The sequence below is a fragment of the Pseudomonas gessardii genome, assembly GCF_001983165.1.
GTDB classification, from domain to species: Bacteria; Pseudomonadota; Gammaproteobacteria; order Pseudomonadales; family Pseudomonadaceae; genus Aquipseudomonas; species Aquipseudomonas gessardii.
In genome coordinates this window covers 35,917-44,254 of the sequence record NZ_MNPU01000048.1, presented here as the reverse complement: position 1 = coordinate 44,254, position 8,338 = coordinate 35,917, and the positions used below count along the sequence as shown (strand labels likewise).

The following is an 8,338-nucleotide window of genomic DNA, read 5'->3' as shown; positions in this document are numbered from 1 at the left end:
TTCGATACGATCTTTGTTTCAGCAGTTTCACTTTGATAAACAACTACTTCGGCTTTAGCGACATCCACTCCAATGATTGATTGCGAGACAGTCATTGCCATGAGAAAAGCTCCGGGTTAGGGTTTACGGGCTTGTCGGGGCTTCACCGTTGCGCTGGCTTGCTTCTATCGTCGGTCATGGCCGATGCATTCCTTATCGGCGCTTTGGTGAAGGGGTGGGACGAAGTCTCCCACGGTCTGTACTGGCTAGAGTCAGATGCTGGCTTTTAGTCCCACCACCCCTACAAGTCTAACCATACAAGCGGGCTTGCTCGCGAATGCGGTGTGTCATTCAACCCTTAAGGTGACTGAGCCGCCGTTTTCGCGAGCAAGCCCGCTCCCACAGGGGATCTGCGGTGATTTTGAGATCGAGCTCCAAATGGCAATTGACTGCCAAACAACACAAAAATAAAAAAGATCCGAGGTGTTGCATGTCCCAGTTAGAAACGCAGATTCCTGCCGCGCCCGCCATGGTGCGGCTTCCACTTTTGCAACTGATCCTGGTAGGCCTGCAACATGTACTGCTGATGTACGGCGGCGCCGTGGCCGTACCGCTGATCATCGGACAAGCCGCGGGTTTGAGCCGTGAAGAAATCGCCTTTCTGATCAACGCCGACCTGTTGGTGGCGGGGATCGCCACCATGGTCCAGTCCTTTGGCATCGGCCCGCTGGGTATCCGTATGCCGGTGATGATGGGCGCCAGCTTTGCTGCGGTCGGCAGCATGGTCGCCATGGCAGGCATGCCGGGTATCGGCCTGCAGGGGATCTTCGGCGCAACCATCGCCGCCGGGTTCTTTGGCATGGTGATCGCGCCGTTCATGTCCAAGGTAGTACGCTTCTTCCCACCTTTAGTGACCGGTACCGTGATCACCGCCATCGGTCTTTCGTTGTTTCCCGTCGCGGTGAACTGGGCGGGCGGTGGTGCTAGCGCTGTGCAATTCGGCTCACCGATCTACCTGGCCATCGCCGGCCTGGTACTCGCCACCATCCTGTTGATCAACCGTTTCATGCGCGGTTTCTGGGTCAATATCTCGGTGCTGATCGGCATGGCCCTGGGCTATGCCTTGTGCGGTTTGCTCGGCATGGTCGACCTCGGTGGCCTGGAGCAGGCGCCGTGGGTGCAAGTGGTCACGCCGTTGCACTTCGGCATGCCCACGTTCGAGTTGGCGCCGATCCTGTCGATGTGCCTGGTGGTCGTGATTATTTTCGTCGAGTCCACCGGCATGTTCCTGGCCCTGGGCAAGATCACCGGGCAGGAAGTCACCCCGAAAATGCTACGGCGCGGCCTGCTGTGCGATGCCGGCGCATCGTTCTTTGCCGGGTTCTTCAACACCTTCACCCACTCCTCTTTCGCCCAGAACATCGGCCTGGTGCAGATGACCGGCGTGCGTTGCCGCTCGGTGACGATCATGGCCGGGGCCTTTCTGATTGTGCTGAGCCTGCTGCCCAAGGCGGCGTTCTTGGTCGCGTCGATTCCACCTGCAGTGCTGGGTGGTGCGGCCATCGCGATGTTCGGCATGGTCGCGGCGACCGGGATCAAGATCCTCCAGGAAGCCGACATCGCCGACCGCCGTAACCAGCTGCTGGTGGCCGTGAGCATCGGCATGGGCCTGATTCCGGTGGTACGCCCGGAGTTCTTCGCCCAGTTGCCGTTGTGGATGAGCCCAATTACCCATAGCGGCATTGCCATGGCCACGCTCAGTGCGTTGTCGCTGAACGTGTTGTTCAACATCCTGGGCGGTTCAGAACGACCCGAAGTCGCCCATACGCATTGATTCCTTCGTGACTACAAAAATAACAACGAACAGGGAATATCCACATGCACGCCATTCACCTGGGGCCGGCCACACGCCGTGCCCCATTCTCGCCCCTCGCGCTCTTTTACAGCGCACTTGAGCACAGGCTCTGGAGCCAGTATTCTCCGCGCCCGCTCAAATCGACTCAAAAAAAAACAGCGAATGTAAAAGCTGACTTAAAGGCCAACTTATCCCGGCCTTATGTTGGCTGCCAAAGTGCGCAAAAGTCCTCTGAATTCGACTGCATCCCCTGCAGCCGACGGGGATTTTTTGGCTTTTCAAACACCTTGGCGCAGCTCTTGCTAAAAGCATTAAAGCTGACCGAACAGACGATTTTTGCAGCGAACCAAAAGGCGCCACACCAGAGCGCCTGCGTAGAAGAAAAACCACAAAACCTTAGCTCGGGAGCAACCGAATGAAACGTACCGTGAACAGCCTTATGTTGGCAGGATCCCTGTTGGTTGGGGGCCAAGCGATGGCGGGTGACCTGCTGCAGTGGCAGAACAACAGCCTGACTTACCTGTGGGGCAAGAACTTCAAAGTCAACCCAGAGATCCAGCAAACCGTCACCTTTGAACATGCCGATGCGTGGAAGTACGGCGACAACTTCTTCTTCCTCGACCGTATCTTTTACAACGGCAAGGAAGACGGCAATGTCGGCCCCAATACTTACTATGGCGAGTTCAGCCCACGGCTGTCGTTTGGCAAGATCTTCGATAAAGACTTGTCCTTCGGACCGATCAAAGATGTCTTGCTGGCGTTCACTTACGAGTTCGGCGAAGGCGACAATGAGTCCTACCTGGTAGGCCCGGCATTTGACCTGAACATCCCTGGCTTCGATTACTTCCAGTTGAACTTCTACCAGCGCCAGACCGAAGGCAATCGCCCGGGTGACGGCGTATGGCAGATCACGCCGGTATGGTCGTACACCATTCCCGTGGGCAACTCCGACGTGCTGATCGACGGTTTCATGGATTGGGTGGTGGATAACGACAAGAACGCCCGTGGCACCTACCACGCCAACCTGCACTTCAACCCGCAGGTCAAATATGACTTGGGCAAGGCCATGAGCTGGGGCGCCAAGCAGTTGTATGTCGGCTTTGAATACGACTACTGGAAGAACAAGTACGGGATCCAGGACAGCGGCGCGTTCGAGACCAATCAGGACACGGCGAGCCTGCTGGTCAAGTACCACTTCTGATATGAAATTGCGGTGTATCAAACACCGCATGTCCCTTGTGGGAGCGGGCTTGCTCGCTCCCACATTTTAGATCGGCGCAATTCCCAGGAACCGCTGCAACTCTTCGCGCTTGGCCAGTGCATCGCGCCGGCCCAGCTCGATCAACTCACTGCAATACCCCGCCTCGAACAGCAGATAGCTGAGCACCCCCGCCCCGCTGGTCTTGGTCGCCCCTGGCCCACGTAAAAACAGACGCAACGCTGCCGGCAGTTCCTGGCGATGGCGCGCCGCAATCTCGTCGATTGGCTGGCTGGGCGCAATCACCAGCACGTCTACCGGTGCCAGACCGCGCGCGGCGCTGTCGGCCGGCTGCAGATGGCTGAACTGGTTGAGGCGCTCCAGCAACTCGATATCGCTCTCAAGGCTGTCAATGAACGTGCTGTTGAGCATGTGCCCGCCGATCTGCGCCAGGGTCGGCTGCTGGCCGGTGTAAGTGCGTTGCTGCGGCTCATTCGGGTCAACGGAACGCGGGTTGCCACTGACGCCCACCACCAGCACCCGGCTCGCCCCCAGGTGCAAAGCCGGGCTGATCGGCGCCGACTGCCGGACGGCGCCATCGCCAAAATACTCCTGATCGAGTTTGACTGGCGCAAACAGCAACGGAATCGCCGAGCTGGCCAGCAGGTGCTCCACGGTCAACTCCGTGGGCAGGCCAATGCGCCGGTGGCGCAGCCAGGCGTCGATGGTGCCGCCACCCTGATAGAACGTCACCGCCTGCCCCGACTCATAGCCGAACGCCGTCACGGCGACGGCGTGCAGGTGTTTATGGCGGATCGCCTCATTGATGCCTTCGAAATGCAATTTTTCCTGCAACAGTTCCCGTAGTGGCGAACTGTCGAGCAGCGCCACCGGCACCGGCGATCCCAGGCCCAACAGGCTGCGGGTCAGGAAGCGGCTGGCCTGGTGAATCACCCCCGGCCAGTCGCTGCGCAGTACCAGATGGCTGCGAAAGCCCTGCCAGAAGGCGGTGAGGCGTTCAATGGCGGCGGTAAAATCCATGGCCCCGCTGGCCAGGCTCACGGCGTTGATTGCGCCGGCCGAGGTGCCGACAATCACCGGGAAGGGATTGGCCGCGCCCGGCGGCAACAGTTCGGCAATCGCCGCCAGCACCCCGACCTGATACGCCGCACGCGCCCCGCCGCCGGAAAGAATCAAGCCAGTGACCGGTTCAGTTGGGCGCATTGCATAACTCCATGGGCGGGGGACAGTCCGTTTGTTCAGCGACGCTTTTCGTACAGCTTGGGTTCGCCCGGCGGCCGGCTCTTGAAACGGCGATGGGCCCACAGGTATTGCTCAGGGCACTCGCGCACCACCGTTTCCACCCACTGGTTGATGCGCAGGCAATCGACTTCGTCGGACTCACCGGGAAAGTCGCGCAACGGCGGATGAATCACCATGCGGTAACCGCTGCCATCCGCCAGGCGCTGCTGGGTAAACGGCACCACTAACGCCTTGCCCAGCCGCGCGAACTTGCTGGTGGCGGTGACCGTGGCGGCCTGGATACCGAACAACGGCACAAAAACGCTTTGCTTGGCGCCATAGTCCTGGTCCGGCGCATACCAGATCGCCCGGCCGGCGCGCAGCAGCTTGAGCATGCCGCGTACGTCTTCACGCTCTACCGCCAGGGAATCGAGGTTGTGGCGCTCGCGGCCACGGCGCTGGATGAAATCGAACAACGGGTTGCCGTGCTCACGGTACATGCCATCGATGGTGTGCTTCTGGCCCAGCAAGGCAGCGCCGATCTCCAGGGTGGTGAAATGCAGGGCCATGAGGATCACGCCCTTGCCTTCCAGTTGTGCCTGCTTGAGGTGTTCCAGCCCTTCGACATGGGCCAGGCGCGCTAGGCGCGGCTTGGGCCACCACCAGCTCATGGCCATCTCGAAGAAGGCGATGCCGGTGGACGCAAAGTTTTCCTTGAGCAAATGTTTACGCTCCTGGGCGGACATTTGCGGGAAGCACAGTTCCAGGTTTCGCGCGGCAATACGCCGACGTTCACCGGCCACTCGGTACATAAACGCACCCAGGACACGGCCAATCCCCAGCAAAACCCGGTATGGCAGCTGCACGATCAACCACAGCACACCAAGTCCCAGCCACAATAGCCAGAAGCGCGGGTGAAAAAATACAGCTCGAAAACGCGGGCGATCCATTACAGATTCCGGTAAAGACAAGGGCCGCGCATTCTACAACGGTTCGACCCGGCTTGCGGCTAGCGGATGTTCTCGTTATAAGTCTCGACACTTTTCGTGACAAGCCGCTTTGCCGACCATGAGCCAAACTGAATCGCTAGACCAAGATCCCGTATTCCAGCTCAAGGGCAGCATGCTGGCCATTACTGTGCTGGAACTGGCCCGCAACGACCTTGACGCACTGGATCGCCAGCTTGCCGCCAAAGTCGCCCTCGCGCCGAATTTCTTCAACAATGCGCCGCTGGTGCTGGCCCTGGACAAATTGCCAGCCGGCCAGGGCGCCGTTGATCTGCCGGGCTTGATGCGCGTGTGCCGCCAACATGGCCTGCGCACCCTGGCCATTCGCGCCAGCCGCATTGAAGACATCGCTGCGGCCATCGCCATTGAACTGCCAGTATTGCCACCGTCCGGCGCCCGCGAGCGCGTGCTCGACCCGGTGGAAACTGAAGTGAAGAAAAAACCGGAAAAACCACCCGAGCCGACGATCAAGCCTACAAAGATCATCACCTCCCCCGTACGCGGCGGGCAGCAAATTTACGCCCAGGGCGGCGATCTGGTTGTAGTCGCCCCCGTCAGTCCCGGTGCGGAACTTCTCGCCGATGGCAACATCCATGTATACGGCCCAATGCGCGGTCGGGCACTGGCCGGGGTCAAGGGTGATACCAAGGCACGGATTTTCTGCCAGCAACTGAGTGCTGAGCTGGTGTCCATCGCCGGGCAGTACAAGGTTTCAGAAGATTTGCGGCGTGATCCGCTGTGGGGGGCCGGGGTACAGATCAGCCTGTCGGGCGATGTGTTGAACATCATCCGTCTTTAACGGATACTGCCGCATTTTCCAAGCATCTCTAGACTCTGATAGCAAAGCGAAACCGGCAAGACTTGTGTAGGAACAATAGGAAGTTGGCGTTTCCCTACGGGAACCACATCTTTTTCTTACGAAGGCTGTCCGCCTGCAGCGAGTTTCAAGAGATGTTTTTCAGGGACCGAAAAGTCCTTTTTCCTTAGGGGTGAAACACCTTGGCCAAGATTCTCGTGGTTACATCCGGCAAGGGTGGTGTGGGTAAGACCACCACCAGCGCCGCTATCGGTACCGGCCTCGCTCTGCGCGGCCACAAGACAGTCATCGTCGACTTCGACGTGGGCTTGCGTAACCTTGACCTGATCATGGGTTGCGAGCGCCGCGTGGTGTACGACTTCGTCAACGTGGTCAACGGCGAAGCCAACCTGCAACAGGCACTGATCAAGGACAAGCGCCTTGAGAACCTGTATGTACTGGCCGCCAGCCAGACCCGTGACAAAGACGCGCTGACCAAAGAAGGCGTGGAAAAAGTCCTGATGGAACTCAAGGAAACCTTTGAGTTCGTGGTCTGCGACTCCCCGGCCGGTATCGAGACCGGTGCTCACCTGGCGATGTACTTCGCCGATGAAGCCATCGTCGTGACCAACCCGGAAGTGTCTTCGGTACGTGACTCGGACCGTATGCTGGGCCTGCTGGCCAGCAAATCCCGTCGCGCCGAGAAAGGCGAAGACCCGATCAAGGAGCACCTGCTGCTGACCCGCTACAACCCTGAGCGCGTAAGCAAGGGCGAGATGCTGGGCGTAGAAGACGTTAAAGAGATCCTGGCAGTTGCGCTGCTGGGTGTGATCCCAGAATCCCAAGCGGTACTCAAGGCGTCCAACCAGGGCGTACCGGTCATTCTCGACGACCAGAGCGACGCCGGCCAGGCGTACAGCGATGCTGTCGATCGCTTGCTGGGCAAGACCGTGGAACATCGCTTCCTCGATGCACAGAAGAAGGGATTCTTCGAGCGCCTGTTTGGAGGCAACTAAACAATGAGTATTTTTGACTTCTTTCGCTCCACCAAAAAAACTAGCACTGCGTCGGTAGCGAAAGAGCGTCTACAGATCATCGTGGCGCACGAACGCGGCCAACGCAGCACCCCGGACTACCTGCCAGCCCTGCAAAAGGAACTGGTGGAAGTGATCCGCAAGTACGTCAATATCGGTAACGATGACGTGCATGTCGCCCTGGAAAATGACGGCAGCTGCTCGATTCTGGAACTCAATATCACCCTGCCTGATCGTTGATCGAACAGGCGGTCGCCACGGCGGCTCCGCTACCTGGCCCCCTGTAGGAGCGAGCTTGCTCGCGAAGAACCTGAGAGCGCCGCGTTTATCCAGGATGGACGCGGCGCACCTGATTCCTTCGCGAGCAAGCTCGCTCCTACAGGGGGCGGTTGGCGCAGCCGCCGTTGGCGTTTGTTACGAGGCTGTTTAATGCCGCTGTCCAATATCCATATTCTCCATCAGGATGCTGCTGTGCTGGTGGTGAACAAGCCTACCCTGCTGCTGTCGGTGCCAGGTCGCGCCGACGACAACAAGGACTGCCTGATCACCCGCCTGCAGGAAAACGGCTATCCCGAGGCCCGCATCGTCCATCGTCTGGACTGGGAAACCTCGGGGATCATCCTGCTGGCCCGGGATGCTGACACCCACCGCGAACTGTCCCGTCAGTTTCACGACCGCGAAACCGAAAAAGCCTACACCGCCTTGTGCTGGGGCCAACCGGAACTGGACAGTGGCAGCATCGACCTGCCGCTGCGCTATGACCCGCCGACCAAGCCGCGACATGTGGTGGACCATGAGTTCGGCAAACACGCGCTGACCTTCTGGAAAGTCCTGGAGCGTTGCGGGGATTGGTGCCGGGTTGAGCTGACGCCGATTACCGGACGTTCACACCAGTTGCGCGTGCACATGCTGTCCATCGGCCACCCGCTGCTGGGCGACGGTTTGTATGCCCACGAACAGGCCCTGGCTGCCTGGCCGCGCCTGTGCCTGCACGCGAGCATGCTGAGCTTTACTCACCCGCAAAGCGGCGAACGTTTGCGCTTCGAGTGCCCTGCGCCGTTCTAAAATTGGCAACCCGATCAAAAATGTGGGAGCGGGCTTGCTCGCGAATGCGGTCTATCAGTCACAGAAAGGCTGACTGACACACCGCATTCGCGAGCAAGCCCGCTCCCACATTTGTTCTGTGCACTTATCACATCGGACGGTAAACTCGCGCCATTGCTGTCT

At 59.2% G+C, this 8,338-nt stretch carries 9 protein-coding genes; 7 read left to right on the top strand and 2 right to left on the bottom strand.

From position 1 onward, the window contains the following. Positions 1-469 precede the first annotated feature (469 nt). The 3 genes from BLL38_RS24420 to BLL38_RS24415 are packed head-to-tail and all read left to right on the top strand — an operon-like array spanning position 470 to position 3,035. Positions 470-1,813: a nucleobase:cation symporter-2 family protein gene (locus BLL38_RS24420; protein ID WP_065942378.1), complete on the top strand. Its 1,344-nt coding sequence runs from the start codon at positions 470-472 to the stop codon at positions 1,811-1,813. 44 nt (positions 1,814-1,857) lie between these two features. Further along, complete coding sequence (locus tag BLL38_RS30765) at positions 1,858-2,253, top strand: hypothetical protein (protein WP_130898266.1); 396 nt, start codon at positions 1,858-1,860, stop codon at positions 2,251-2,253. Beyond that, on the top strand, positions 2,250-3,035 hold the full coding sequence (locus BLL38_RS24415) for an outer membrane protein OmpK (RefSeq protein ID WP_032863253.1): 786 nt from the start codon (positions 2,250-2,252) through the stop codon (positions 3,033-3,035). Before BLL38_RS30765 ends, BLL38_RS24415 begins: the two co-directional genes overlap by 4 nt. A gap of 66 nt (positions 3,036-3,101) precedes the next feature. On the opposite strand, the gene BLL38_RS24410 is transcribed toward BLL38_RS24415, so the two are convergent. Together BLL38_RS24410 and BLL38_RS24405 are read right to left on the bottom strand one after the other, a co-directional pair. Beyond that, positions 3,102-4,256, bottom strand: a complete 1,155-nt coding sequence (locus BLL38_RS24410; RefSeq protein WP_076964629.1) for a patatin-like phospholipase family protein — start codon at positions 4,254-4,256, stop codon at positions 3,102-3,104. 35 nt (positions 4,257-4,291) lie between these two features. Next, entirely contained in the window at positions 4,292-5,224 is a 933-nt protein-coding gene (locus BLL38_RS24405) for a lipid A biosynthesis lauroyl acyltransferase (protein WP_032863255.1), read from the bottom strand. Positions 5,225-5,342: 118 nt separating this feature from the next. Here BLL38_RS24405 and minC point away from each other — a divergent pair, with 118 nt between their 5' ends. The 4 genes from minC (at position 5,343) to BLL38_RS24385 (ending at position 8,176) form a co-directional block, all read left to right on the top strand. After that, the gene (gene minC, locus BLL38_RS24400) at positions 5,343-6,080 is read left to right on the top strand and encodes a septum site-determining protein MinC (RefSeq protein WP_032863256.1); all 738 of its coding nucleotides are present in this window, start codon (positions 5,343-5,345) and stop codon (positions 6,078-6,080) included. Between the two features lie 200 nt (positions 6,081-6,280). Then, positions 6,281-7,093 carry a septum site-determining protein MinD gene (gene minD / locus BLL38_RS24395; RefSeq protein WP_032863258.1) on the top strand — a complete coding sequence of 271 codons (813 nt, stop codon included), beginning with the start codon at positions 6,281-6,283 and terminating at the stop codon, positions 7,091-7,093. 3 nt (positions 7,094-7,096) lie between these two features. Continuing rightward, positions 7,097-7,351, top strand: coding sequence for a cell division topological specificity factor MinE (gene minE, locus BLL38_RS24390; RefSeq protein WP_032863259.1), 255 nt, complete (start codon positions 7,097-7,099; stop codon positions 7,349-7,351). A 189-nt stretch (positions 7,352-7,540) separates the two neighbouring features. After that, positions 7,541-8,176 carry an RluA family pseudouridine synthase gene (locus BLL38_RS24385; protein ID WP_065942377.1) on the top strand — a complete coding sequence of 212 codons (636 nt, stop codon included), beginning with the start codon at positions 7,541-7,543 and terminating at the stop codon, positions 8,174-8,176. Positions 8,177-8,338 lie beyond the last annotated feature (162 nt).